The sequence below is a fragment of the Kribbella sp. NPDC056861 genome (genome assembly GCF_040687575.1).
GTDB lineage: Bacteria > Actinomycetota > Actinomycetes > Propionibacteriales > Kribbellaceae > Kribbella.
Map to the genome: position 1 here is coordinate 123,844 of NZ_JBFBNQ010000001.1, position 25,285 is coordinate 149,128.

Consider the following 25,285-nt stretch of genomic DNA (forward strand, 5'->3'; position numbering starts at 1 on the left):
CCCGTAGGCATTGTTCGGGGCCTGGGAAAGCGGTTGAGAAATGTCCGAACAACTGTCGGATTGATTCAAGCGCTCTATCGCGGCGGGGCGGAACGGCAAAGGCGGCGGCCCCCGGAGTGGGGGCCGCCGCCTTTTTTCGTTGCGGTAGGGGTGGGCGCGAGCCGGCTACCAGCCGCGGGCGCGCCATTCGGCGAGGTGGGGGCGCTCGGCGCCGAGGGTGGTGTCGCCGCCGTGGCCGGGGTAGACCCAGGTCTCGTCGGGGAGGCGGGCGAAGAGCTTGGTCTCGACGTCGTTGATCAGCGACTCGAAGTTCGCCTTGTCGCCCCAGGTGTTGCCGACGCCGCCGGGGAAGAGGGAGTCACCGGTGAACAGGTGCGGCGGGCCGGTCGGGTCGTCGTACAGGAGGGCGATCGAACCGGGGGTGTGACCGACCAGTTGGATCACCTCGAGGCTGAGACCGCCGAACTCGACCCTGTCGCCGTCGCCGACGAGCTCGTCGATCGGTACTGGGATGCCGTCGGCGTCGTCGCGGCCGGCGACCGTCACCGCGTTCGTCCGGGCGACCACCTCGGCCAGTGCCTGCCAGTGGTCGCCGTGCTGGTGGGTGGTGATGACGCGGCTGATGCCGCCCTCGCCGATCACCTTGAGCAGGGTGGCGGCTTCGTTGGCCGCGTCGATCAGCACCTGCTCGTCGGTGCTCCTGCTGCGCAGCAGATAGGCGTTGTTGTTGCCCGGCCCCACGGCGACCTTGGTGATCATCAGTTTGGCCAGCTCGTGCGTCTGCGCCGGCCCACCGACGTGGACGTTGCCGTGGTACTCCGTCATGCGTGCTCCCTTGATCCTGTGGTCATCCCCACGGCGGCGCCTGGGGCAGGTCGTCGCCCAGTTCGGCTCCGTCGGTCCTGCCGAGCACCCAGCCCAGCAGCGTGGCACTGTCGCCAGTGACGATCCTCGCACCGGCGGGCCGGGCAGGCGACGTCCAGGTGGTGTCCGAGCTCTGCAGTACTACGGGAAACTCGCTGGGCCACCTGCTGGTCGTGTAGGAGAGCAGAACACCCCTGGAAGCAGCCGGTACGTCGGTGAGCGCGTACCCCAGGCCCAGATCGACGTGGTGCACCTCCAGTTCCAGCAGCCGGGCTGTCACCACGTTGGTCGCAGTACGGACTGCGCCGTTCGGCCAGCTGACCTCTGCGTCCCAGGCAGTTGCCGGGAGGTCCTCGAAACGCTCCAGCAGCCGCGCCTCGGCGGCGGCGATGTCCCGGACCTGCTCGTCGACCGGGCGGGCGGCACCCTCGGCGATGTCGGCCTCGCGGGCCTCCATCGACACGTACATCGGCTTGCGGACGCCGGTGAGAGCCCAGTCACACAGGTTGACCAGGGCGTCGGCGTTGCGGGCGACGTGGCTGAGCACGTGGCCCAGGCTCCAGCCGGGCAGCAGCGACGGGCGCAGTACTGCGATGTCCGGTAGGTGGGTAACGGTGTCGAGCAGACGCCGGTTCGCGGACGGTAACTCCGCGATCAGGCGGCTCGTTGGCTCCGGTGCGACCATCTGTCGATGCTATCGAATATGCTTTCGAAAGCGACCGTGGAACCGGTCGCCGACCGACCTGGAAGTTTTTGTCGGTGGGCCTGGTTAGCATCCGCAGTGCCCCTGAAATCCCTCGAGAACGGCTGAGAGTGCGCTTGTGTCTGACCGTCTGATCGTGCGTGGAGCGCGTGAGCACAACCTGAAGGACGTCTCGCTCGACCTGCCGCGCGACGCCATGATCGTCTTCACCGGGCTGTCCGGGTCCGGCAAGTCCAGCCTGGCCTTCGACACGATCTTCGCCGAGGGCCAGCGGCGTTACGTCGAGTCGCTGTCCGCCTACGCGCGGCAGTTCCTCGGCCAGATGGACAAACCCGACGTCGACTTCATCGAGGGGCTGTCGCCGGCCGTCTCGATCGATCAGAAGTCCACCTCGAAGAACCCGCGCTCGACCGTCGGCACCATCACCGAGGTCTACGACTACCTGCGGCTGCTGTTCGCCCGCGCCGGCCGACCTCACTGCCCCGAGTGCGGCGAGCCGATCGCGAAGCAGACCCCGCAGCAGATCGTCGACCGGGTGCTGGAGCTCGACGAGGGCACCCGGTTCCAGGTGCTCGCGCCGGTGATCCGCGGCCGCAAGGGCGAGTACCTCGACCTGTTCCGCCAGCTCACCGGCCAGGGCTTCTCCCGGGCCAGGGTGGACGGCGAGACGATCCAGCTGACCGAGCCGCCGAAGCTGGACAAGCAGAAGAAGCACACCATCGACGTGGTGGTCGACCGGCTGGCGGTGAAGGGCAGCGCGAAGCAGCGGCTGACCGACTCGGTCGAGACCGCGCTCGGGCTGTCCGGCGGGATCGTCACGCTGGACTTCGTCGACCTGCCGGAGAAGGACCCGGGCCGGGAGCGCCGGTTCTCCGAGAAGCTCGCCTGCCCGAACGACCACCCGCTGGCGATCGACGAGCTGGAGCCGCGCTCGTTCTCGTTCAACTCGCCGTACGGCGCCTGCCCGGTCTGCTCCGGGCTCGGCACCCGGATGGAGGTGGACCCCGAGCTGCTCGTCCCGGACCCGTCGAAGTCGCTCGACGAGGGCGCCATCCAGCCCTGGGCCGGGGCGAACGTCACGCAGTACTTCGAGCGGTTGCTGGGCGCGCTGGCCAAGGACCTCGGGATCAAGACCAGCACACCGTTCGCCGAGTTGCCGGCGAAGGCGAAGAAGTCGCTGCTGACCGGTCACGAGACCCAGGTGCACGTCTCGTACAAGAACCGCTACGGCCGCGAGAGGTCGTACAACACCACCTTCGAAGGCGTCATCCCGTACGTCGAGCGCCGGCACGCGGAGGCGTCCAGCGACACCAGCCGGGACCGGTTCGAGGGCTACATGCGCGAGGTGCCCTGTCTGGCCTGCAACGGCGCCCGGCTGAAGCCGATCTCGCTCGCGGTCACGATGGGCGGCAAGAACATCGCCGAGATCGGCGCGATGGCGATCGACGAGGTGCACGAGTTCCTGGCCGGCATGGTGCTGTCGCCGCGGGAGATGCAGATCGCCGAGCGGGTGGTGAAGGAGATCGGCGAGCGGCTGCAGTTCCTGCTCGACGTCGGCCTGGACTACCTGGCGCTGAACCGGCCGGCCGGCTCGCTGTCCGGCGGCGAGGCGCAACGGATCCGGCTCGCCACCCAGATCGGCTCCGGCCTGGTCGGCGTGCTCTACGTGCTGGACGAGCCGTCCATCGGCCTGCACCAGCGCGACAACCGGCGGCTGATCGACACCCTGGTCCGGCTGAAGAACCTCGGCAACACGCTGATCGTCGTCGAGCACGACGAGGACACCATCGACCACGCCGACTGGGTGGTCGACATCGGCCCGGGCGCGGGGGAGCACGGTGGCCAGGTCGTCGTGTCCGGCACGGTGGAGGAGCTGCGCAACCACCCGGACTCGATCACCGGCGCCTACCTGTCGGGTCGCCGCGAGATCCCGATCCCGGCCGTCCGGCGGCCGCTGACCGAGGGTCGCGAGCTGAAGGTCTTCGGCGCCCGCGAGCACAACCTGAAGGACATCGACGTCGCGATCCCGCTCGGGGTCTTCGTCGCGGTCACCGGGGTGTCCGGCTCGGGCAAGTCGACGCTGGTCAACGACATCCTCTACACGTCGCTGGCGCGGCAGATCTACGGCGCCAAGACGATCCCCGGCCGGCACACCAAGATCTCCGGGCTCGAGCTGGTCGACAAGGTGATCCACGTCGACCAGTCGCCGATCGGCCGCACGCCGCGCTCCAACCCGGCGACGTACACCGGGGTGTGGGACCACGTCCGCAAGCTGTTCGCGGAGACGCCGGAGGCGAAGGTCCGCGGCTACCAGCAGGGCCGGTTCTCGTTCAACGTCAAGGGCGGCCGCTGTGAAGCCTGCTCGGGTGACGGCACGTTGAAGATCGAGATGAACTTCCTGCCCGACGTCTACGTGCCGTGCGAGGTCTGCCACGGCGCGCGGTACAACCGCGAGACGCTCGAGGTGCACTACAAGAACAAGACGGTCGCCGACATCCTGGACATGCCGATCGAGGAGGCCGCGGAGTTCTTCGCCGCGATCCCGGCGATCGCCCGGCACCTCACCACGCTGAACGAGGTGGGTCTCGGGTATGTCCGGCTCGGGCAGCCCGCGCCGACGCTGTCCGGTGGTGAGGCGCAGCGGGTGAAGCTGGCCTCCGAGCTGCAGAAGCGTTCCACCGGGCGCACGGTCTACGTGCTGGACGAGCCGACCACGGGTCTGCACTTCGAGGACATCCGCAAGCTGCTCGGCGTGCTCGGCAGCTTGGTCGACAAGGGCAACTCGGTGCTGGTGATCGAGCACAACCTCGACGTGATCAAGACCGCCGACTGGATCGTCGACCTCGGTCCGGACGGCGGCCGCCGCGGCGGCACGCTGGTGGCCGAGGGGACTCCGGAGGAGGTCGCGGCCAACCCGGGCTCGTACACCGGGGAGTTCCTGGCCGAGATCCTCGCGGGTCGCGCGGCCAAGCCGAGCGCGAGGAAGGCGGCCGAGTCGGCGCCGAAGACCGCTCAGCTGGCCAGGAAGTCGGTAGCCAAGAAGGCCGCCGCCAAGAAGGCCGTGGCGGCCGCGCCGGTCGCCAAGCAGACCGCGGTGAAGAAGACGGCGGTGAAGAGCACGGCGGCGAAGAAGAGCGCAGCGAAGAAGGCGCCGGCCAAGAAGGTGACCGCAGGCAAGCGCGCCGGCTGACAACCGCTCCGGCTGGCCCGAATACCCTCAGAAACCCCTGCCATGGTTGATGTGGCAGGGGTTCTGTCGGGCTGGACAAACTTTGGAGCCCAGCCGGCAGCGCTCCCTCCTGGTCCAGGGAGCTCTGCGACCGGCGAGTCGCCGGACGCGGCCGGAGTCGGCTGCCAGGGTGGTCGAGCGCGCCATCGGAAGAATCTTGCCGCCGATTGAACCGGGTGTGCGTTCGATCCGTGTAAGGAAGGTGCTGACCGGTCGCGTGATTTGGACCGGTCGGCTAGAACAGACGAACAAGCAAAGCGTTCAACTACTTTTGCCAGCTAGCTCTGGAGGTCCAGATTCATGAGCGACGAAAAAACGGCAGAACTCGCCCGGGCGATCGACACGTTGCGTGACCGACGGGCGGTGCTCCGCGGCGCGGCAGTGGCCGGTCTCGCGGGTGTCAGCGTGCCGTTGCTCGCCGCGTGCGGTGGCAGCGACAGCGCGGGTGACACCCCGTCCAGCGGTGGCACCACCTCCGCTCCCAGTTCGGCGCCGACGTCCGCCCCGAGCTCGGCGCCGTCCTCGGCCGGTACGCCGTCCAGCGGTGGCGGGGGAGCAGTGCTCGGCCCGGTCAGCGACATCCCGGTGGGTGGCGGCAAGATCTTCGACCAGAAGATCGTGGTCACCCAGCCGACGGCCGGCGTCTACAAGGGCTTCACGGCGATCTGCACGCACGCGGGCTGCCCGGTGCGGACCGTCGAGAACGACGCCATCAACTGCCTGTGCCACGGCAGCAAGTTCAGCATCACCGACGGCAGCGTCAAGGGCGGTCCGGCGTCGTCGGCGCTCGCGCCGATCGCGGTGACCGTCCAGGGCGGCAACATCGTCGGCCCGGCCTGACGCCAGCGGGTAGACAGAGTAGGTAGACACAGCAGAAGGGCCCGGCCGCAGCGGCCGGGCCCTTCTACATCAGCTGGCTACCTCTGGCTGTATCAACTGGCTACTTCTGGGCCGGGTCAACCTTGCCGACGAACAGCAGCTTGTTCGGCGAGCCGGTGCCCGGGTCGCTCACCTTGTCCGGCGTGCTCGCACCGAGCAGCGCGGTCGTCACCTCGGCCGGCGTGGCCTCCGGGTGCTCGCTCAGGTAGAGCGCGATGCCACCGGCGACGTGCGGGGTCGCCATCGAGGTACCACTCATCTTGGCGGTCGAGTCCGGTGCGGTGATGCCGACCGACTCGATGTCGACGCCCGGCCCGAACAGGTCGACGCAGGTGCCCCAGTTGGAGAAGCTCGCCTTCACGTCCTTGTCGTCGGTCGCGCCGACGGTGATCGCCGACGGCTCCTTGGCCGGCGAGTTGTTGCAGGCGTCCGCGGAATCGTTGCCTGCAGCAACGGCGTAGGTGACCCCGGAGGCGACCGAGGCCTTCAGTGCCGCGTCCAGCGCCTCGTCGGCGCCGCCGCCGAGACTCATGTTGGCCACCGCGGGCTTCTTGGCGTTCGCCGTCACCCATTCGATCCCGGCCACGACGCTCTCGGTCGAGCCCGAGCCGCTGCAGTCGAGCACCCGGACGCCGAAGATCTTCGCGCCCTTGGCCAGCCCGAAGTTCGTGCCGGCGATGGTGCCGGCCACGTGGCTGCCGTGACCCATGCAATCGACGCCGTTCTGCCCGTCGCCGATGGTGTCGGTGCCGACCGAGGCCCGGCCGCCGAAGTCCTTGTGGGTGGCGTAGATCCCGGTGTCGATCACGTAGACGTTCACGTTCTCGGCCGTTGCCGACGGCTCGTACTTCTTGTCCAGCGGCAGGTCGCGCTGGTCGGTCCGGTCCAGGCCCCACGGCGGGTTGTCCTGGCTGGCGGTGAACTTCTGGTTCTGCTGCACGAACGCGACCCGCGCGTCACCGGCCATCTTCTGCGCCTGCTCGGCTGACATGGTCGCCGAGAAACCCTTGATCGACGCGCTGAACTGCTTGCGCACGTCCGCGTCGTACGCCGACGCCAGGCTCTGCGTCGTCGCCCTGGTCTGCGCGGCCGACCGCTGGCCCTGGAGTACGACGACGTAGCTACCGGCGATCGCGCCGGGGCTGCCGGCCCCGCGGATCGAGACCGTCGACGACTCCGGCGCGGCCTCACTCGCGCTGCTGGTGGGTGCGGTGGCGGCCAGACCGGCGACCGCGATCGCGGCTGCGGCCGTCGTACCGACGACAGTCCTCAACCGGCGGGATGGTGTCACTGGGGACATGGGCGGAACTCCCTCGAGTTTGCGCGGGCCCGGTTGCCTCACGCTTCGGATCTCGCAGGACAACCCTGGGTGACAAGTTACGGAGCTGGCTCATCCCAGTTGGGGATCAAACGGGCAGTATGGGACAAGCCGCAACACGATCTCCGCCCGATCGTTAGGTGCGTCATTTCCTGTCGGTGGCGCGAACTAGGCTGGGTCGGTGGCTGATCCCTCCTCCTACCGTCCCGCCCCCGGGTCGATCCCCGACTCACCTGGTGTGTACCGCTTCAGCGACGCCGCCGGGCGGGTGATCTACGTCGGCAAGGCGAAGAACCTGCGGTCCCGGCTGTCGTCGTACTTCCAGGACCTGGTGAACCTGCATCCGCGGACCCAGACGATGGTGACCACCGCGGCGAAGGTCGACTGGACCGTGGTGGCCAACGAGGTCGAGTCGCTGCAACTGGAGTACTCCTGGATCAAGGAGTACGACCCGCGCTTCAACGTGAAGTACCGCGACGACAAGTCGTACCCGTGGCTCGCGATCACCCTGAACGAGGAATACCCGCGGGTGATGGTCGGCCGCGGCCCGAAGAAGAAGGGCGTCCGCTACTTCGGTCCGTACAGCCACGCCTGGGCGATCCGCGAGACGGTCGACCTGCTGCTGCGGGTCTTCCCGATGCGGTCCTGCAGCAAGGGCGTCTTCAACCGGCACCGCCAGATGGGCCGGCCCTGCCTGCTCGGCTACATCGGCAAGTGCGCGGCGCCCTGCACCGGTCAGGTGACGCAGGAGGAGCACCGCAAGATCGTCGACGACTTCTCGGCGTTCCTGTCCGGCCAGACCGCGACGTACGTGCGCCGGCTGGAGAAGGAGATGAAGGCGGCGGCGGCCGAGCTGGAGTACGAGCGGGCCGCGAAGATCCGCGACGACCTGAGCGCGCTCGACAAGGCGCTGGCCAAGAACGCGGTGGTGCTCGGCGACGGCACCGACACCGACGTGATTGCGTTGTCGGAGGACCCGCTGGAGGTCGCGGTGCAGATCTTCTACGTGCGGGGCGGCCGGATCCGCGGTCAACGTGGCTGGATCGCCGACAAGGCCGACGGCGATGCGTCCACCGCCGACCTGGTCGAGCGGTTCATCCAGCAGACGTACGCCGGGGAAGGCCCGGATGCGATCCCGCGCGAGATCCTGGTGCCGACCCTGCCGTCCGGGGAGGACGCGCTGGTCGAGTGGCTGTCCGAGTTCCGCGGCTCGCGGGTCGCGATCCGGGTGCCGCAGCGCGGTGACAAGAAGGACCTGATGGCCACCGTCGAACGCAACGCGCTGCAGACGCTGACCATGCACAAGACCAAGCGGGCCAGCGATCTGACCACCCGGAACCTTGCCCTGGAAGAGATCCAGGTCGCTCTCGACCTGCCCGAGGTGCCGCTGCGGATGGAGTGCTACGACGTCTCCAACCTGCAGGGCACCGAGGTGGTCGCCTCGATGGTGGTGTTCGAGGACGGGCTGCCGCGCAAGAGCGAGTACCGGCGGTTCGTGATCAAGGGCGTCGAGGGCCAGAACGACGTCGCCTCGATCGCCGAGGTGCTGACCCGGCGGTTCAAGCGGATGATCGAGGACCGGGCCGGGATCCCCGACGGGGAGGACCCGACGGCGTACCTGGTCGATCCGGAGACCGGCCGGGCGAAGAAGTTCGCCTACACGCCGAGCCTGGTCGTGGTCGACGGTGGTCCGCCGCAGGTGGCGGCGGCCCGGCAGGCGATGGACGAGCTGGGTCTCGGCGACATCCCGGTCTGCGGTCTGGCCAAGCGGCTGGAAGAGGTCTGGCTGCCCGACGACGAGGACCCGGTGATCTTCTCCCGTACGTCGGAAGGCCTGTACCTGCTGCAGCGGCTGCGCGACGAGGCGCACCGGTTCGCGATCACCCACCACCGCAACCGGCGGTCGAAGTCGATGGTCGAGAGCGTGCTCGACGAGGTCTCCGGGCTGGGGGAGGTGCGCCGCAAGACGCTGCTGAAGCACTTCGGCTCGCTGAAGAAGCTGCGCCAGGCCAGTGTCGACGAGGTCGCCGAGCTGCCCGGCTTCGGCCGGCGGACGGCGGAGTCGGTGGTCCTGGCGGTGAACTCGGCGGCAACGTCGGCCGACACGTCCCGCGCACCGTCGGTCAACACCGCGACGGGCGAGATACTGGACGACGACGGACCGGAGCTCTCCGGTGCGGCTGACGGGGACCGAACGGGGAGAACAGAGAACTGATGGACGATTCGAGCGCCAACCTCATCATCGTGTCCGGAATGTCCGGCGCGGGACGGAGTTCGGTCGCGGACGTGCTGGAGGACCTCGGCTGGTTCGTGGTCGACAACCTGCCGCCGATGTTCCTGACCACGATCGTCGAGCAGGTGGTCGGCACCGGCGCCTCGCCGCGGCTGGCGATCGTGGTGGACGTCCGGACCGGGATGTTCTTCGACGAGCTGGGCGCCGCGATCCAGGACCTGAAGACCAAGGGCTACCGGCCGGTGACGCTGTTCCTGGAGGCCTCCGACGACGTGATCGTGCGCCGGCAGGAGAGCGTCCGGCGGCCGCACCCGCTGCAGGGCGAGGGCCGGCTGCTGACCGGGATCCAGCGCGAGCGCGAGCTGCTCGGCGACATCCGGGCCGGCGCCGACATGGTGATCGACACCTCGAACCTGAACATCCACCAGCTGGCCGCGAAGATCGTGAACGGCTTCGGTGACGAGGAGAACGCCGAGCTGCGGGCCACCGTGGTGTCGTTCGGCTTCAAGTACGGCATCCCGGTCGACGCCGACGTGGTGGCCGACATGCGGTTCGTGCCGAACCCGTACTGGCAGCCCGACCTGCGCCCGATGACGGGCCAGGACAAGCCTGTGTCAGACTTCGTGCTCGGTCATCCGCTGGCCCAGCAGTTCCTGCAGAACTATGTGGACGTGCTGGACACGCTGCGGACCGGCTATCTGAACGAGGGCAAACGATTCGTCACGGTCGCGATCGGCTGCACCGGTGGGAAACACCGGAGCGTCGCGATGGCCGAGGAGATCGGCCGGCGGCTGCGCGAGAAGGGTTCACCGACCTTGGTGGTTCACAGGGATCTGGGGCGGGAGTGACACGAGCTCCACGCGTCGTCGCACTGGGTGGCGGGCACGGGCTCGCCGCTTCGCTGTCCGCGCTGCGGCAGGTCACCGACCAGCTGACCGCCGTCGTGACGGTCGCCGACAACGGCGGCTCGTCGGGCCGGCTGCGCAAGGAGCTCGGCGTCCTGCCGCCGGGCGATCTGCGGATGGCGCTGGCCGCGTTGTGCCGTGACGACGAGTGGGGCCGGACCTGGGCCGACGTCCTGCAGCACCGGTTCCGCAGTGACGGCGAGCTGCACGACCACGCGGTCGGCAACCTGCTGATCGTTGCGCTGTGGGAGCTGCTGGGCGAGGCCGTCGACGGCCTGGACTGGGTGGCTCGCCTGCTCGGCGCGCAGGGCCGGGTGTTGCCGATGTCCGCAGTACCGCTCGATATCACCGCGCGGGTGCTGGGGCTCGATCCCCTGCACCCGGAGGCGATCACCGAGATCCGCGGCCAGGCCGAGGTCGCCACCACCGAGGGCCAAGTGGTGGACGTCTCCCTCGACCCGGCCGACCCGCCGGCCTGCCCCGAAGCGCTGGTCGCGATCGCGGAGGCCGACTGGGTAGTCGTCGGGCCGGGCTCGTGGTTCACCTCTGTGATCCCGAACCTGCTGGTGCCGGCGTTGTCGCGTGGTCTCCAGGAGACCACCGCCCGGCGGTTGCTCACCCTCAACCTCGGTGAGCAGAAGGGCGAGACCGACGGGTTCTCGCCGGAGACGCACCTCGAAGTACTGGCTGCGCATGCTCCGAACCTGCGGATCGACGTGGTGCTGGCCGACGAGGGTCATGTCCCGGACCCTGCCTCGCTGGCCAGGACGGCGGAGTCTCTCGGTGCGACCCTGGTCGTCGCCGACATCGCCGACGACGACCGTCACCTCCATCACGCCCCGGACAAACTCGCCAAGGTGTACCGCGAGATCTTCGGCTAGCGCCCGCTGGGATCGGCGTCGACGGCGTGCTTGGCGTCGTACACCTTCTTGCCCTTGGCGTCGTAGCCGCGGACCCGGACGTTCTCGAGGTCGGAGTTGCCGCCGGTCAGGCCCCAGATGAAGTAGCCGTTGGAGATCAGCGCCTTGACGGGGCCGGTCTCCGGCAGATCCACGATGATCTGCGCGACCTCGGCCGGGACCTGTCCCCACTCCGCACCGACGCCGAACTTCCCGGTGGCCGGGACGCCGACGCGGCTGTAGTCGTAGTGGTCGGCCTTGTCGTACATGTGGCACCAGACGACGACGTTGTCGCCGGGGGAGACGAGCAACGAGCTGAAGTCGATGCCGGTCCCGGTCTTCAGCACCACCTTCCAGCCGGGGGTCAGCTTCCCTGCTGCGACCGTCCGGGGATCGCTGGCCTGGCCGTTGGCCGTGCTCGCGAGGTAGGCGTCGTCGGGCTTCTTGCACCTGGTCCGGATCCGGTCGTCGCTCTCCGGGCTGACCGGCGGGGTCGCCGCCAGCGCCTTCCCGGTCTCCGGGTCCTTGGTCAGCACGACCGTGGGGGTGATCGGCGTCTGGAGCTTGATCTTCACGTTCGACGGGATCGGGTTGGGCGGCGACTTCGGCGGGTCGGCCTTCTGGTACTTCCAGTCGTACACCTGCCGGCCGGCGGCGTCGTACGCCCGGACCCGCTGGACGGTCGGCTGCCACTGGGTCGGGGGAGTGTTCGGGGCCGGAATGGAGTATTCCTGCCAGGTCGGATAGCCGAGGGTGAAGAAGCCGTCGGGACCGAGCAGGGCCAGTCGCGGCGCGGGCTCGCCGGCCAGGTTCACCAGTACCTTGGCGGCGTCGGAGACGGGGACCCGGACGTTCGCCCGCACTGCCTGTGGCCGCGGGTCCTGAGGACCACCCTCGCCGCCGTTGAGGCTCTCAGTGGTGCTGAAACGCCCGTTGGTCTTCGGCCGGTTCGCCTTATCCATCGTGCAGGTGGCGACGATCGACTTGTCGGGTGCGAGGAAGAGCGCTTGCAGGCGGTTCTGGTCACCGCTCTTGACCAGCACCTTCCACCGGGCGTTGATCACCCCGGCCTTGTCGAAGGCGTTGACGCCGTTCTCCTTGTTGAACTGGACGCTCTCGCCGTCGTACTGCTTGCAGCGGTTGAGCACCTCGGCGTCGGACAACGGGCTGGCCGGTGGCGGTGGTTTGGCCGTCGTGCCGGACTCGTTGTCGACGACGCGGCCGTTGTCGGCGTCGACGGTGATGGTCTGGTTGTTCGGCGTACCGGCCGGGCCGTCGCTCTGGTTCAGAGTGTTCGACCAGACGGTGAGGCCGCCGATGACGGCGACCGTGGTGAGGGTGGCGGTCGAGGCGGCGGCGATCCGGCGGTGCCGGACCGAGCGGCGGCCCCGGCGGACGATGTCGTCGACGGATCCGGTCAACGGCCGGCCACTGTCGTCCGCGGCGGTGGTCAGCAGGTCTTCGATTTCGCGGCTCATGAGGGTGTCCTTTCGCCGAGTAGCGCGCGGAGTTGGAGCAGGCCACGGGAGGTCTGGCTCTTGACCGTGCCGGTCGAGATGCCGAGCACCTGGGCGGTCTCCTCGATGCTCAGGTCGGCGTAGTGCCGGAGTACCACGCAGGCTCGCTGGCCGGCCGGAATGCCTTCCAGGGCAGCGATCACCAGGTGCCGGTCGTCGATGATTCCGATCGCGTCCGGGCGTGGCAGTTCCCCTGGCTCGGCGGTCGACTGCTCCCGCCGCCAGGGTCGTTTGGCCTGGTCGAGCACGACCGTCACGACGGCCTTGTGCGCATAGGTATTGAGGCCTTGGGTCCGGTTGAGCTTGTCCCAGCGCCGGTAGATCCGGACCAGGGCATCCTGGGCTGCGTCCTCGGCCCGGTGCCAGTCGCCGCACATCAGGTACGCCGTTCTTCGCAGCCTGCCGATGGCGGCGGTGGCGAACTCGGTGAAGTCCGCTTCGTCGCGTCTTCGCATCAACGCGCTCCTCTCGTTCGGGTCAGTAACGAGGCGAAAGACGCGAAAGGTTGCCGGATCGCGTAACACCAGCCACTTCTGGCAGTTGGACACCAAGGAACGCGAGGGTCTTTGACAGTGGTGGGAGGATTCCTTTTATGGCGATGACAGCACAGGTGAAGTCCGAACTGACCAGCATCCAGGTCACGAAACCCTGTTGCCGCAAGGCCGAGGTGTCCTCCGTCCTGCGGTTCGCCGGCGGTCTGCACATCGTGTCCGGCCGGATCGTGGTGGAGGCGGAGCTCGACAGCGGCGCGGCCGCGCGGCGACTGCGCAAGGACATCGCGGAGATCTTCGGGCACCCCTCGGACGTCGTGGTGATCTCACCCTCCGGCATCCGCAAGCAGACGAAGTACGTCGTGCGCGTGGTTCGCGACGGCGACGCGCTGGCGCGGCAGACTGGCCTGGTGGACAACCGCGGCCGTCCGGTCCGGGGTCTGCCCCCTGCAGTGGTCTCCGGGGCGTCCTGTGACGCCGTGGCGGCCTGGCGGGGCGCCTTCCTGGCACACGGCTCACTGACCGAGCCCGGACGCTCCTCGTCGCTCGAGGTGACCTGCCCCGGTCCGGAGGCCGCGCTCGCCCTGGTGGGCGCAGCCCGCCGGCTCGGGATCGGCTCGAAGGCCCGTGAGGTCCGCAACGTGGACCGCGTGGTGATCCGCGACGGCGACGCGATCGGCGCCCTGCTGACCCGGCTCGGCGCGCACGAGTCGGTGCTGGCCTGGGAGGAGCGGCGGATGCGGCGCGAGGTGCGCGCTACCGCGAACAGGCTGGCCAACTTCGACGACGCGAATCTGCGCCGTTCCGCGCGGGCCGCGGTGGCCGCCGGAGCGCGGGTCGAGCGGGCGCTGGAGATCCTCGGCGACGACGTGCCGGACCACCTGCAGGTGGCGGGCAAGCTGCGGCTGGAGCACAAGCAGGCCAGCCTCGAGGAGCTCGGCCAGTTGCACGAGCCGGCCCTGACCAAGGACGCGGTCGCGGGCCGGATCCGCCGGTTGCTGGCGATGGCCGACAAGCGCGCCTCCGACCTCGGCATCCCGAACACCGAGGCCAACCTCACCCCGGACATGCTCGACCCGGCCTGACCCGCCGTAACACCTGATCTTCGGCGGCTCGCTTGCATCGAAGGACGCTGAAAACCCTTACCTGCTGATGGCCTCCGGGGAAACTCCCGGGGGCCATCACGTGTTCTCAGTGGTCTGCTGAGTGGGCTACCGGCGGGTCACGGTGGTCTGATGTGGACGGTACCAGTGAGTCAAGTGGGCTGTTGGGCTAGTGTTTCGGGCATAGCGGCAGTGCTCAAAAGCTAGTTCTGAGGAGACGTAGTCCCGTGACCGTACGCGTAGGTATCAACGGCTTCGGCCGCATCGGCCGTAACTTCTTCCGCGCCGTGCAGGCGTCCGGTGCCGACATCGAGGTCGTCGCCGTCAACGACTTGACCGACAACCAGACCCTGGCCCACCTGCTGAAGTACGACTCGATCCTGGGCCGCTTCCCCGGTGACGTGTCCGCCACCGACACCGACATCTCGGTCGGCGACCACAGCTTCAAGGCGTTCGCCGAGCGCGACCCCGCGAACCTGAAGTGGTCTGATGTGGGCGCCGACGTCGTGATCGAGTCGACCGGCTTCTTCACCGACGCCACCAAGGCCAAGACGCACGCCGACAACGGCGCCAAGAAGGTCATCATCTCCGCCCCGGCGAAGAACGAGGACCTGACCGTCGTGATGGGTGTGAACCACGAGCTGTACGACGCGGACCAGCACACCGTCATCTCGAACGCGTCCTGCACCACGAACTGCCTCGCCCCGATGGCCAAGGCCATCCACGACGAGTTCGTCATCCAGCAGGGCCTGATGACCACGATCCACGCCTACACCCAGGACCAGAACCTGCAGGACGGTCCGCACTCCGACCTGCGTCGCGCCCGCGCCGCGGCGATCAACATCGTGCCGACCTCGACCGGCGCCGCCAAGGCGATCGGCCTGGTCCTGCCGGAGCTCAAGGGCAAGCTGGACGGCTACGCGCTGCGCGTCCCGGTCCCCACAGGCTCCGCCACGGACCTGACCATCACGGTCGGTCGCGAGACCTCCGTCGAAGAGGTCAACGCCGCCGTCAAGGCCGCTGCCGAGGGTGCGCTCAAGGGCTACCTGCGGTACACCGAGGACCCGATCGTGTCGAGCGACATCGTCACCGACCCGGCCTCCTGCATCTTCGACGCCGGCCTGACCAAGGTGCTCGGCAACCAGGTCAAGGTCGTCGGCTGGTACGACAACGAGTGGGGCTACTCCAACCGCCTCGTCGACCTGGTCAACTACGTCGGCGCCTCGCTCTGACGTTCCTTTCCACAGCTTGCGTCCGAAGGTGACCCTGGTGTCGCTTCGGGCGCAAGCCTGTTTCCAGACAGGACAGCTAGAACGATGAAGACCATCGAAGACCTCGGGGACGTCACCGGCCTGCGGGTGCTGGTGCGCTCCGACCTGAACGTGCCGATCAAGGGCGACGAGATCGGCGACGACGGCCGGATCCGGGCCAGCGTGCCGACCCTGCTGAAGCTGGCCAAGGCCGGCGCCAAGGTGATCGTGACCGCCCACCTCGGCCGCCCCAAGGGCAAGCCGAACCCCGAGTTCACGCTGGCCCCGGTGGCCAAGCGGCTCGGCGAGCTGCTGGAGCCCGAGGGCGTCAAGGTGCACTTCGCCACCGACGTCACCGGTGAGAGCGCCCAGGCCGCCGTCCAGGAGCTCGACGAGGGCGAGGTGCTGCTGCTCGAGAACGTCCGGTACGACGCCCGCGAGGAGAGCAAGGACGAGGCCGAGCGCGGCGCGCTGGCCGAGGAGCTCGCCGGTCTCGCCGACGTGTTCGTCAGCGACGGGTTCGGGGTCGTGCACCGCAAGCAGGCCAGCGTGTACGACGTGGCCGGCAAGCTGCCGCACGCGGCCGGCGGCCTGGTGCTGGCCGAGGTCGAGGTGCTGAAGAAGCTGACCGAGGAGCCGGCCCGCCCGTACGTCGTCGTACTGGGTGGCGCGAAGGTCTCCGACAAGCTCGCCGTGATCGACAACCTGCTGGCCAAGGCCGACAAGCTGCTGATCGGCGGCGGGATGGTCTTCACCTTCCTGAAGGCGCAGGGCCACGAGGTCGGCAAGAGCCTGCTCGAGGACGACCAGCTGGACGTCGTCAAGGGCTACCTGGAGACCGCCAAGGCCAAGGGCGTCGAGATCGTGCTGCCGACCGACATCGTGGTCGCGCCCGAGTTCAAGGCAGACAGCCCGGCGACAGTCGTCGCCGCGGACGCGATCCCGGCCGACCAGCTCGGCCTGGACATCGGTCCGGACTCCGGCAAGGCGTTCGCTGCCGAGATCGCCGCGGCCAGGACGGTGTTCTGGAACGGCCCGATGGGCGTCTTCGAGATGGAGGCGTTCGCCGGTGGAACCAAGGCCGTGGCGCAGGCGTTGACCGAGGTGGATGGGCTGAGTGTGGTCGGTGGCGGTGACTCGGCGGCCGCGGTACGGCAGCTGGGCTTCGCCGACGACCAGTTCGGTCACATCTCGACCGGTGGCGGTGCGTCGCTGGAATACCTGGAGGGCAAAGAGCTCCCGGGTCTCGCTGTGCTGGAAGAGGAGTAACAAGGAATGGCTGGCTCTGAGGTTTCGGCTGCCCGTACGCCTTTGATGGCGGGCAACTGGAAGATGAACGTCAACCACGTCGAGGCCGTGCACCTGCTGCAGAAGCTGAGCTGGACGCTGCAGGACAAGAAGCACGACTTCGAGCGGGTCGAGGTGGCCGTGCTGCCGCCGTTCACCGACATCCGCAGCGTGCAGACGCTCGTCGACGGTGACCGGATGAAGATCGTCTACGGCGCCCAGGACATCTCGGTGCACGACGACGGCGCGTACACCGGCGAGATCTCGGCGGCGATGCTGACCAAGCTCGGCGTCACCTACGTGCTCGCGGGTCACTCCGAGCGCCGCCAGTACCACGCCGAGGACGACGCGGTGGTCAACGCGAAGGCCACCAAGGCGCTGGCGGCCGGGATCACCCCGATCGTCTGCGTCGGCGAGGGTCTCGAGGTCCGCAAGGCCGGCGAGCAGGTCGAGTACACGCTGGCCCAACTGGACGGCGCGCTGGCCGGGCTGAAGCCGGACGACGTCCGCAAGGTCGTCATCGCCTACGAGCCGGTCTGGGCGATCGGCACCGGCGAGGTCGCCACCCCCGAGGACGCGCAGGAAGTGTGCGCGGCGATCCGGGGCCGGCTGGAGGAGATTTCACCGGCAGTGGCCGACTCGGTACGGATTCTTTACGGGGGATCGGTGAAGATGGCCAGCGCAGGTGGCATCATGGCCCAGCCGGATGTCGACGGCTGCCTGGTGGGCGGTGCAAGCCTCAAGGTGGACGAGTTCGCCGGTATCTGCCGTTACCTGGACCTTCAGTTAGGCTACTCCTCGTGATTCTCGCTTTCTCGATCGTCGTCATCCTCTGCAGCCTGATCCTCACGGGCCTGGTGCTGCTGCACAAAGGCCGCGGTGGCGGCCTTTCCGACCTCTTCGGCGGCGGTGTCTCGTCCAACCTGGGCGGGTCGTCGGTGGCCGAGCGCAACCTGGACCGGATCACGATCGGCGTCGGCCTGATCTGGTTCGCCGCCATCGTCGGGCTCGGCCTGCTGTACAAGCTCGGCTGAGAGGGGAGTAGCTCCCGTGGCTGGTGGTGGCAGTGCTATTCGTGGCAGCCGGGTAGGCGCCGGACCGATGGGCGAGGCGGAGCGCGGCGACACCGCGCCCCGTCAACGCGTCGTCTTCTTCTGTGGCAACGGCCACGAGACCGCGACGGTGTTCGCGGTGGAGGCGGCGGTACCGGAGGCCTGGGATTGTCCGAGGTGCGGTCTGCCGACCAGCACCGACGTCAACAACCCCCCGCCACCCACCAAGATCGAGCCGTACAAGACGCACCTGGCCTACGTGAAGGAGCGCCGCAGCGAGCAAGAGGCCGCGGAGATCCTGGACGAGGCCCTGCAGAAGCTCCGCGCCCGCCGCGCCCGCGGCGACGTCATCTTCTGATCCAGCTGTGGTCAGCGCCCGGCCGGTCCTCTCGGGGACCGACCGGGCGCTGCTGGCTGTCCGCTAGCGTCGTACCGCGGCGAAGAGCTCGTTCAGCTCGCCTTGCGGTATCTGGTTGTCCGCGAAGCTGATGGTGCCGTGCTGCTGAAGCTCGGCCGCGGCGGCACGGACGAACCCCAGGGCTGCTCGCGCGATGCTGCCACCGAGGCTGATGCGCTGCACGCCAGCATCCAGTAGCTGGTGAGTGGTGAGGCTGCTCGTGCCGAGACCGAGTACGACGTTGAGCGGCCCGTCGATCTCCTTGACCAGCGTCGTGATCGCGCTCAGCTCGGTCACGCCCGGGACGTACAGGCAGTCGGCGCCTGCTTCGCGGTACAGATTGGCGCGGTGGATCGAATCGCCCAGCGAGGTTGGCGTTGTGAGGAGCTGGCCATCGGTGCGCGCGGTCAGCACGAAGTCGGAGCCGGCTGCCTCGCGAGCGGCGACGATGCGCTCGACGGACAGCGTTTCGGCGTACAGGGTGTGGCCGTCGTAGTCCTCGATGTTGCCACCCGCGAGACCTGCTGCGCGGGCGAGTTCGATGGTGGAGGCCACCTGAGAGGGGCTTTCGCCGTACCCGTCCTCGAGATCCCCGTTCACCGGTACGCCGACCGCCTCGGCGATCTGCTGCATCCGCTCGAACATCTGCTCCCGCGACACCGCGGGCGCTCCGTCAGGCAGCGTGTGATCGCCCTTGCCGAGCGAGAAGGCGATCCCCGCGCTGGTGGTCGCGATCGCAGGAAAGCCGGCCTCGGCCAGCAGCACCGCGCTGCCCGCGTCCCAGGCGTTCGGCATCACGAATCCGGTGCTCGCGTCGTGCAGCTCTTGGAAGGTCGTCATGCTCGCCATCGTGCCACCCGGACAGTTCGGCGTCCGGGTGGCACCAGGCGATGAATCAGCTCCGCGGGAGCTTCGAAGCCGCAGCCTCGTCGAGCAGCCAGAGCGTGCGCTCGGTGCCCTTGGGGATCGAGGCTGGGAGGTCGCTGGTGCCGGACAGGGCGTCGGCGACCGCGTCGGCCTTGTCGTCACCGGAGACCACGAACCACGTCTCCTTGGCATCCGCGAGTGCCGGGAACGTCAATGACACCCGGGTCGGCGGCGGCTTGGGGGAGTCGTGCACGGCAACGGTCGACGAGTCCACCACGATCCGCGCCGGGTTCTCCGGGAAGAGCGACGCGACATGCCCGTCCGGCCCGACCCCCAGCATCAACACATCGAACGCCGGTACGCCGTCACCGTCGTCCGGACCTGCCGTCGCCGCCAACGTCTCGGCGTACGCCGCGGCCGCAGCCTCGGCGCCTTGACCGGTGTCGGCCGGCATCGCGTGCACCAGCGCAGGGTCGACGTCCACGTGGGACAGCAGCGCGTCCCATGCCTGCGTGTCGTTGCGCTCGGCGTCGCCCTCGGCCAGGAACCGCTCGTCGCCCCACCAGAACTCGACCCGGCGCCAGTCGATCGCGCTCCGGGCCGGGGACTCCGCCACGGCCCGGTAGACGACCGCAGCGACGCGGCCGCCGGTCAGCACGACCTGCGCGACCCCGCCACTGCTCTGGACGTCGACCAGCTTGGTGATGAGCCTGGCCGCGACGGCGTGGGCCAGGCCCTCGGCGTCGCGGTTGATCAGGACCAACGGCTCAGTCATGAGCGGCCAGCCACCCTCTTGCTGGTGCTCTTCTTGGCCGTCTTCTTGGCAACAGCCCTGGTGGCCGCCGCCTTCTTGGCCGGAGCGGCTGACGACTCTGCCTTCTTGACGGCGACCGCCTTGCGCGCCGACTTCGCCGCCGCGCTCGCCTTCTTCGCGCCCGACGGCTTCGTCGCAGCCTTCTTGGCTGCTGCACCCTTCCGGCCGGTGCCCGCTGCCTTGGCCTCGAGCGAAGGCGATGCAGCCTTGCCCGGGACTCGCGCAGTACGGTGGGCCGCCTTCTCCGCGGCGGTCTGCGCGGAACGCCGGTCCACCTCGCTGACGACCTTTTCCGCCTCCGGCATGGCGTCCCGCTTGACCATGCACGCCAGCGTCTGCGCGTACACGTCATCCGGGTCGAGTCGCCGCAGCTCCTCGCTCAGCAGTTCCGACGTGTTCCGCCGCTTCAGCGCCACCGGCCGGTCAGGCTGACCAGGGATGCTGAACGTCGCCACTGACCCATCCGGCCGCGTCAACGCGATCGGACCAGCCGGCGTGAACATCCGTACTGCGGTGATGCCCGGCCCCCGCGAGTTCCGCTGCTCCACCGGTACGCCGAGCCGGCACTGCAGCCAAGCGGCCATCAGATCCGCACTCGCATTGCCCTTCGCGGACACCACCTCGGCACCGCTGACATTCGTCGGGTACTGGTCGAGCGCAGCGGCCATCAAGGCCCGCCACGGCGTCAACCGTGCCCATGCGAAGTCCGTGTCGCCCGGCGCATAACCGGCAGCACGCGCAGGGAAGTCGACAGCGGCGCGACGAGTCGCAGCCGCGTCAGTCACCCGGCGACGGCCCAGTGCACCCAGCGGGTCCTCGTGCGGCACCTTCGGCCCGCCACCCGGCCACCAGACAATGACGGGGGAGTCGGGCAGCAGCAGGGGAGTGATGACGGATTCGGGCACCTTGGCGAGATCGCCGTGCAGCCGCAGCAGCACCGCCTCGCCCGGGATCCCTTCACCAACACGTACTTCGGCGTCCAGACCGCCTGTACCCCGGCCGGGACGCAGGATGGCCACGAGCACCCGGGAGGGGTGTTCGCGTCCGGCCTCGTTGGCCGCCTTCATCGCGTCGTGGTGGGACGACTCGTCGACGACCACCACGATGGTGCCGACCATGCCCATCGCCGGCGAACCGGCGTTGCGGCGGGCCCGCAGCAACGCGGAGGCGATCTCGCTGGACGTCGTACCGGTGAGGTCGATGATCATGGCCGCCTCCAGGCGCGTCCGTCACGGGCGAGCATCTCGTGCGCGGAGTCCGGGCCCCAGGCGCCGGAGTCGTACTGCTCCGGGGTGCCGTGCTCGGCCCAGTAGTTGATCACCGGGTCGAGGATCTTCCAGCCCAGCTCCACCTCGGTGTGCTGCGGGAACAGCGGCGGATCGCCGAGCAGCACGTCCAGGATCAGCCGCTCGTAGGCCTCCGGCGACGACTCGGTGAACGAGCCGCCGTAGGCGAAGTCCATGTTGACGTCGCGGATCTCCATCATGGTGCCGGGCACCTTGGCGCCGAACCGCATCGTGATGCCCTCGTCGGGCTGGATCCGCATCACCAGGGCGTTCTGGCCCAGCTCCTCGGTCTCCGTCGCGGTGAACGGCAAGTGCGGCGCGCGCTTGAACATCACGGCCACCTCGGTGACCCGGCGGCCGAGGCGCTTGCCGGTCCGCAGGTAGAACGGGACACCGGCCCAGCGGCGGGTGTCGACGTCCACGCGCAGCGCGGCGAAGGTCTCCGTCGACGAGTCGGCAGGGATGCCGTCCTCCTGCAGGTAGCCCTTGACCTTGGTGCCACCGGCCCAGCCGGCCGCGTACTGACCGCGGGCGGTGTGCAGGCTGAGGTCCTCGGGCAGCCGGACGGCCGCGAGCACCTTCTTCTTCTCCTGCCGCAGCGACCACGCGTCGAAGCTGACCGGCTCCTCCATCGCGATCAGGGCGAGGAGTTGCAGCAGGTGGTTCTGGATCACGTCACGGGCGGCGCCGATGCCGTCGTAGTACCCGGCGCGGCCGCCGATGCCGATGTCCTCGGCCATCGTGATCTGCACGTGGTCGACGTAGTGGCTGTTCCAGACCGGCTCGAACATGGCGTTGGCGAACCGCAGCGCCAGCATGTTCTGGACGGTCTCCTTGCCCAGGTAGTGGTCGATCCGGAAGACCGCCTCGGGCGGGAAGACCGACTCGACCACGCGGTTCAGTTCGCGCGCGCTCTGCAGGTTGTGCCCGAACGGCTTCTCGATCACCACCCGGCGCCACGATCCCGGCGCCTCCTTGGTCAGGCCGTGCTCGTTCAGCTGCTGCACGACCTGCGGGAACAGGCCCGGCGGGATGGACAGGTAGAACGCGTGGTTGCCACCCGTGCCGCGGTTGACGTCGAGCTCGTCGACCGTCTCCTTGAGCCGCTTGAACGCCTCGTCGTCGGTCAGGTCGCCGGGGACGAACCGGAAGCCCTCGGCGAGCTGCTGCCAGACCTCCTCGCGGAACGGCGTCCGGGCGTGCTCCTTGACCGAGTCGTGCACGATCTGGGCGAAGTCCTGGTTGCTGAAGTCACGCCGGGCGAAGCCGACCAGGGCGAAACCGGGCGGCAACAGGCCCCGGTTGGCCAGGTCGTACACCGCCGGCATCAGCTTCTTGCGGGCCAGGTCACCGGTGACGCCGAAGATCACCAGGCTGCACGGCCCGGCGATCCTCGGGAGCCGACGGTCCTGGGGATCCCGCAGCGGGTTCACCGGACCGGTCGAGTCCTCGTCGAACTCTGAGGTCATGCGCCGCCGTCCTCCGATTTGTCAGTTGCGTTGAGAAGCGAGATCAGCTGCTCGACACCGGTGGCGGGGTCGGTGAGGTGCAGCCGCAGTACGGGCCGGCCACGCTCGGCCAGTACGCCGGCGTCGCCCGCGGCCTGGGCCGAGATGAGCGTGCCGAAGGTGAACGGGCGGTCCGGGATCTCGACGTCGGCCGACTCGGATCCGGTGATCTGCAGGAAGACGCCCTGCGGGTGGCCGCCCTTGTGGTACTGACCGGTCGAGTGCAGGAAACGCGGTCCCCAGCCGAAGGTGACCGGGCGCTGCGTGCGGCTGGCCAGCGCGGGCCGGATCGCGACCAGGTTCTCGTCGCGCTCGGAGTCCAGGTAGGCCATCACGGCGACGTAGCCGTCCTCGCCCAGCTGGCCGAGCAGGGAGTTGAGCGCGCCCTCGACGGTGTCGACACCGTCGAGCAGGCCGTCGGTCCCACGGACCTCGATCGCGCCGTCGGTGAAGGCCGCGGCCTCCGGCTCGGGCTGCTTGTCCAGCAGACCGCGAGCCGCGTTCTTGGCGCTCTCGACGTCCGGCTGGTCGAACGGGTTGATCCCGAGCAGGTAGCCGGCCACCGCGGTCGCCGTCTCCCAGAGCAGGAACTGCGCGCCGAGCGAACCCGACGTGAGCGCGGTCGGTACGCCGCTGGTCGCCTTGTCGGCGAGCAGGGTGTGGACGATGTCGGCCCAGTCGCTGTTCAGCTCGGGAGCGTGGACGCCCTTCACGGCGACCGGCAGCACGCCCTTGCCGTTCTTGCCCGTGCTCTCGGCGATCAGCTGCTCGGCCCAGTCCGGGAAGCCGACGATGTCGGATCCGTTCGCGGCCACGATCGCCTTGTCCCGGCCCGCGCTGGCAGCCAGTACTGCGCCAAGCACGAGCGCAGGGTTGTCGGCGGAGTCGGCCTGGAGCGCAGGAGCCGCGGCAGCGGCCTGGTCCAGCAGCTCGGCGATGTCGGCCCCGGCAAGTGCCGAGGGGACGAGACCGAAGGCGGTCAGCGCGCTGTAGCGGCCGCCCACCTTCGGGTCGGCGAAGAAGGTCTTGCGGTACCCCTCGTCGGCCGACAGCTTCTCGAACGGCGATCCCGGGTCGGTCACGACGACCACCCGCGAGGAGGCGTCGATGCCGGCGTCGGTGAACGCCTTGACGAAGACGCGCCGCTGGCTGTCGGTCTCGACGGTGCCGCCGGACTTGCTCGACACCACGATCACGGTGCGCTGCAGGTCGCCGGCCAGGGCCCGGGCGATCACGCTCGGGTTGGTCGAGTCGAGGACCACGAGGTCGACTCCCGCGGTACGAGTGATCACCTCGGGGGCCAGTGACGATCCACCCATGCCCGCGAGCACGATCCGGTCCAGGCCCTCGGACCGCAGATCGGCCTGCAGGGCCTCGATCTCGGCCAGCAGCGGCCGCGAGGTGTCGTGCAGGTCGACCCAGTTCAGCCGGATCGCCGACTCGGACTCGGCCTCCGGACCCCAGATGGTGGCGTCCTTGGCGGCGATCCGTGACGCGATCTTCTCCGACACCAGCCGGTCGATCGTCTCGGCCCACTCGCCGTTGGCAGTGGCGACAGCGGGTTCGGTCACTTCGCGGCCGCCTTCAGCGCCGCCGTGACGGTGTCCTGCAGCTCGGTCCAGGAGACGTCGAACTTGCTCAGGCCCTCGTCCTCCAGGATCTGGACGACCTCGTCGTAGGAGATGCCGAGCTGCTCCAGGTCGGCGATCACCTTCCGGTCCGCGTCGTAGTCGCCGCGGACGGTGTCGCCGCGCACCTCGCCGCTCTCGGCGACCGCCTCGATGGTTGCCGCAGGCATCGTGTTGACGACGCCGGCGGTGATCAGCTCGTCGACGTACAAGGTCTTCTTGTACGCCGGGTCCTTGACCCCGGTGGACGCCCACAGCGGGCGCTGCGGCTTGGCGCCGGCGGTCTCGATCTCGCGCCAGCGGTCGGAGGAGAAGATCTCCTCGTACGCCTCGAAGGCGAGCCGCGCGTTGGCGATCGCGGCCTTGCCCTTCAGGGTCTTCGCCTCGTCGGTGCCGATGGCATCGAGCCGCTTGTCGATCTCGGAGTCGACCCGGCTGACGAAGAACGACGCCACGCTGCCGAGCTTGGTCACGTCGTGACCGTTCTCGATCGCCTTCTCCAGGCCGGTTAGGAACGCGTCCGCGACCGCCTTGTAGCGGTCCAGCGAGAAGATCAGCGTCACGTTCACGCTGATCCCGGCGGCCAGCGTCTCGGCGATCGCCGGGATGCCTTCCTTGGTGGCCGGGATCTTGATGTAGACGTTCTCCCGGCCGACGATCTCCCACAGCTCCTTGGCCTGGGCGATGGTCTTCTCGGTCTCCCGGGCCAGGCCCGGCTCGACCTCGATCGAGACCCGGCCGTCGACACCCTCGGTGTCGTCGTACACGGGCTTGAACAGGTCGGCGGCGTTGCGCACGTCGTCCGTGGTGATCACCCGGATCGCCTCGTCGGTGGAGACGCCCTCGGCGGCCAGCCGCTCGACCTGCTCGGCGTAGGCGCCGGCGTCCGAGATCGCCTTGGCGAAGATCGTCGGGTTGGTGGTCACCCCGCTGACGTGCTGGTCGTGGATCAGGGTCGCCAGGCTGCCGCTGGTCAGCCGCTGCCGGGACAGGTCGTCGAGCCAGATGGAAACGCCGGCGTCGGCGAGGTCTTTCAAACGATCGGTCATGTCCGA

Annotated in this window: 22 protein-coding genes; 11 read left to right on the top strand and 11 right to left on the bottom strand. The window is 68.9% G+C overall.

Annotated elements, in window-relative coordinates; translation table 11 throughout:
* Positions 1-165: 165 nt before the first annotated feature.
* Positions 166-825, bottom strand: coding sequence for an MBL fold metallo-hydrolase (locus tag AB0P21_RS00590; RefSeq protein WP_363692683.1), 660 nt, complete (start codon positions 823-825; stop codon positions 166-168).
* Between the two features lie 22 nt (positions 826-847).
* Positions 848-1,549 (bottom strand): maleylpyruvate isomerase family mycothiol-dependent enzyme, encoded by a 702-nt coding sequence (locus AB0P21_RS00595; RefSeq protein WP_363692684.1) that lies wholly within the window; start codon positions 1,547-1,549, stop codon positions 848-850.
* 136 nt (positions 1,550-1,685) lie between these two features.
* Here AB0P21_RS00595 and uvrA point away from each other — a divergent pair, with 136 nt between their 5' ends.
* Both uvrA and AB0P21_RS00605 read left to right on the top strand, forming a co-directional pair.
* Positions 1,686-4,757 (top strand): excinuclease ABC subunit UvrA, encoded by a 3,072-nt coding sequence (gene uvrA, locus AB0P21_RS00600; RefSeq protein WP_363692685.1) that lies wholly within the window; start codon positions 1,686-1,688, stop codon positions 4,755-4,757.
* 339 nt (positions 4,758-5,096) lie between these two features.
* Positions 5,097-5,636, top strand: a complete 540-nt coding sequence (locus AB0P21_RS00605) for a Rieske (2Fe-2S) protein (protein ID WP_363692686.1) — start codon at positions 5,097-5,099, stop codon at positions 5,634-5,636.
* A gap of 100 nt (positions 5,637-5,736) precedes the next feature.
* Here the strand turns inward: AB0P21_RS00605 and AB0P21_RS00610 are convergent, their stop codons facing one another.
* A complete protein-coding gene (locus AB0P21_RS00610) occupies positions 5,737-6,975 on the bottom strand; it encodes a S8 family serine peptidase (RefSeq protein ID WP_363692687.1) in 1,239 nt (412 codons plus the stop codon).
* 199 nt (positions 6,976-7,174) lie between these two features.
* Here AB0P21_RS00610 and uvrC point away from each other — a divergent pair, with 199 nt between their 5' ends.
* The 3 genes from uvrC to yvcK are packed head-to-tail and all read left to right on the top strand — an operon-like array spanning position 7,175 to position 11,012.
* A complete protein-coding gene (uvrC, locus tag AB0P21_RS00615) occupies positions 7,175-9,208 on the top strand; it encodes an excinuclease ABC subunit UvrC (protein WP_363692688.1) in 2,034 nt (677 codons plus the stop codon).
* On the top strand, positions 9,208-10,074 hold the full coding sequence (gene rapZ, locus AB0P21_RS00620) for an RNase adapter RapZ (RefSeq protein ID WP_363692689.1): 867 nt from the start codon (positions 9,208-9,210) through the stop codon (positions 10,072-10,074). The genes uvrC and rapZ overlap by 1 nt, the downstream gene beginning before the upstream one ends.
* The gene (gene yvcK / locus AB0P21_RS00625; protein WP_363692691.1) at positions 10,071-11,012 is read left to right on the top strand and encodes a uridine diphosphate-N-acetylglucosamine-binding protein YvcK; all 942 of its coding nucleotides are present in this window, start codon (positions 10,071-10,073) and stop codon (positions 11,010-11,012) included. Before rapZ ends, yvcK begins: the two co-directional genes overlap by 4 nt.
* Here yvcK and AB0P21_RS00630 read toward each other — a convergent pair.
* Both AB0P21_RS00630 and AB0P21_RS00635 read right to left on the bottom strand, forming a co-directional pair.
* Entirely contained in the window at positions 11,009-12,508 is a 1,500-nt protein-coding gene (locus AB0P21_RS00630) for a hypothetical protein (protein WP_363692692.1), read from the bottom strand. The two genes, yvcK and AB0P21_RS00630, sit on opposite strands and share 4 nt — an antisense overlap.
* The gene (locus tag AB0P21_RS00635; RefSeq protein WP_363692693.1) at positions 12,505-13,002 is read right to left on the bottom strand and encodes a SigE family RNA polymerase sigma factor; all 498 of its coding nucleotides are present in this window, start codon (positions 13,000-13,002) and stop codon (positions 12,505-12,507) included. Before AB0P21_RS00635 ends, AB0P21_RS00630 begins: the two co-directional genes overlap by 4 nt.
* A 137-nt stretch (positions 13,003-13,139) precedes the next feature.
* Between AB0P21_RS00635 and whiA the strand changes: the two genes are divergently transcribed.
* From whiA to AB0P21_RS00665, 6 genes are all read left to right on the top strand, one after another.
* A complete protein-coding gene (gene whiA / locus AB0P21_RS00640; RefSeq protein WP_270138945.1) occupies positions 13,140-14,123 on the top strand; it encodes a DNA-binding protein WhiA in 984 nt (327 codons plus the stop codon).
* A gap of 245 nt (positions 14,124-14,368) precedes the next feature.
* Positions 14,369-15,373, top strand: coding sequence for a type I glyceraldehyde-3-phosphate dehydrogenase (gap, locus tag AB0P21_RS00645; protein ID WP_363692694.1), 1,005 nt, complete (start codon positions 14,369-14,371; stop codon positions 15,371-15,373).
* Between the two features lie 84 nt (positions 15,374-15,457).
* On the top strand, positions 15,458-16,660 hold the full coding sequence (locus AB0P21_RS00650) for a phosphoglycerate kinase (RefSeq protein ID WP_363692695.1): 1,203 nt from the start codon (positions 15,458-15,460) through the stop codon (positions 16,658-16,660).
* Positions 16,661-16,666: 6 nt separating this feature from the next.
* On the top strand, positions 16,667-17,482 hold the full coding sequence (tpiA, locus tag AB0P21_RS00655; protein WP_363692696.1) for a triose-phosphate isomerase: 816 nt from the start codon (positions 16,667-16,669) through the stop codon (positions 17,480-17,482).
* On the top strand, positions 17,479-17,712 hold the full coding sequence (gene secG / locus AB0P21_RS00660; protein WP_363692697.1) for a preprotein translocase subunit SecG: 234 nt from the start codon (positions 17,479-17,481) through the stop codon (positions 17,710-17,712). Before tpiA ends, secG begins: the two co-directional genes overlap by 4 nt.
* 16 nt (positions 17,713-17,728) lie before the next feature.
* Positions 17,729-18,088 (top strand): RNA polymerase-binding protein RbpA, encoded by a 360-nt coding sequence (locus AB0P21_RS00665; RefSeq protein WP_363692698.1) that lies wholly within the window; start codon positions 17,729-17,731, stop codon positions 18,086-18,088.
* Between the two features lie 63 nt (positions 18,089-18,151).
* Here the strand turns inward: AB0P21_RS00665 and AB0P21_RS00670 are convergent, their stop codons facing one another.
* From AB0P21_RS00670 to tal, 6 genes are read right to left on the bottom strand one after another with little or no spacing between them, the layout of a single operon-like run.
* Positions 18,152-18,967 carry an isocitrate lyase/phosphoenolpyruvate mutase family protein gene (locus tag AB0P21_RS00670; RefSeq protein ID WP_363692699.1) on the bottom strand — a complete coding sequence of 272 codons (816 nt, stop codon included), beginning with the start codon at positions 18,965-18,967 and terminating at the stop codon, positions 18,152-18,154.
* A gap of 55 nt (positions 18,968-19,022) precedes the next feature.
* Positions 19,023-19,769: a 6-phosphogluconolactonase gene (pgl, locus tag AB0P21_RS00675; protein ID WP_363692700.1), complete on the bottom strand. Its 747-nt coding sequence runs from the start codon at positions 19,767-19,769 to the stop codon at positions 19,023-19,025.
* A complete protein-coding gene (locus tag AB0P21_RS00680; RefSeq protein WP_363692701.1) occupies positions 19,766-21,016 on the bottom strand; it encodes a glucose-6-phosphate dehydrogenase assembly protein OpcA in 1,251 nt (416 codons plus the stop codon). Before AB0P21_RS00680 ends, pgl begins: the two co-directional genes overlap by 4 nt.
* Positions 21,013-22,563, bottom strand: a complete 1,551-nt coding sequence (zwf, locus tag AB0P21_RS00685; RefSeq protein WP_363692703.1) for a glucose-6-phosphate dehydrogenase — start codon at positions 22,561-22,563, stop codon at positions 21,013-21,015. The genes AB0P21_RS00680 and zwf overlap by 4 nt, the downstream gene beginning before the upstream one ends.
* Entirely contained in the window at positions 22,560-24,173 is a 1,614-nt protein-coding gene (locus tag AB0P21_RS00690) for a glucose-6-phosphate isomerase (RefSeq protein WP_363692704.1), read from the bottom strand. Before AB0P21_RS00690 ends, zwf begins: the two co-directional genes overlap by 4 nt.
* Positions 24,170-25,279, bottom strand: a complete 1,110-nt coding sequence (tal, locus tag AB0P21_RS00695) for a transaldolase (RefSeq protein WP_363692705.1) — start codon at positions 25,277-25,279, stop codon at positions 24,170-24,172. The genes AB0P21_RS00690 and tal overlap by 4 nt, the downstream gene beginning before the upstream one ends.
* Positions 25,280-25,285 lie beyond the last annotated feature (6 nt).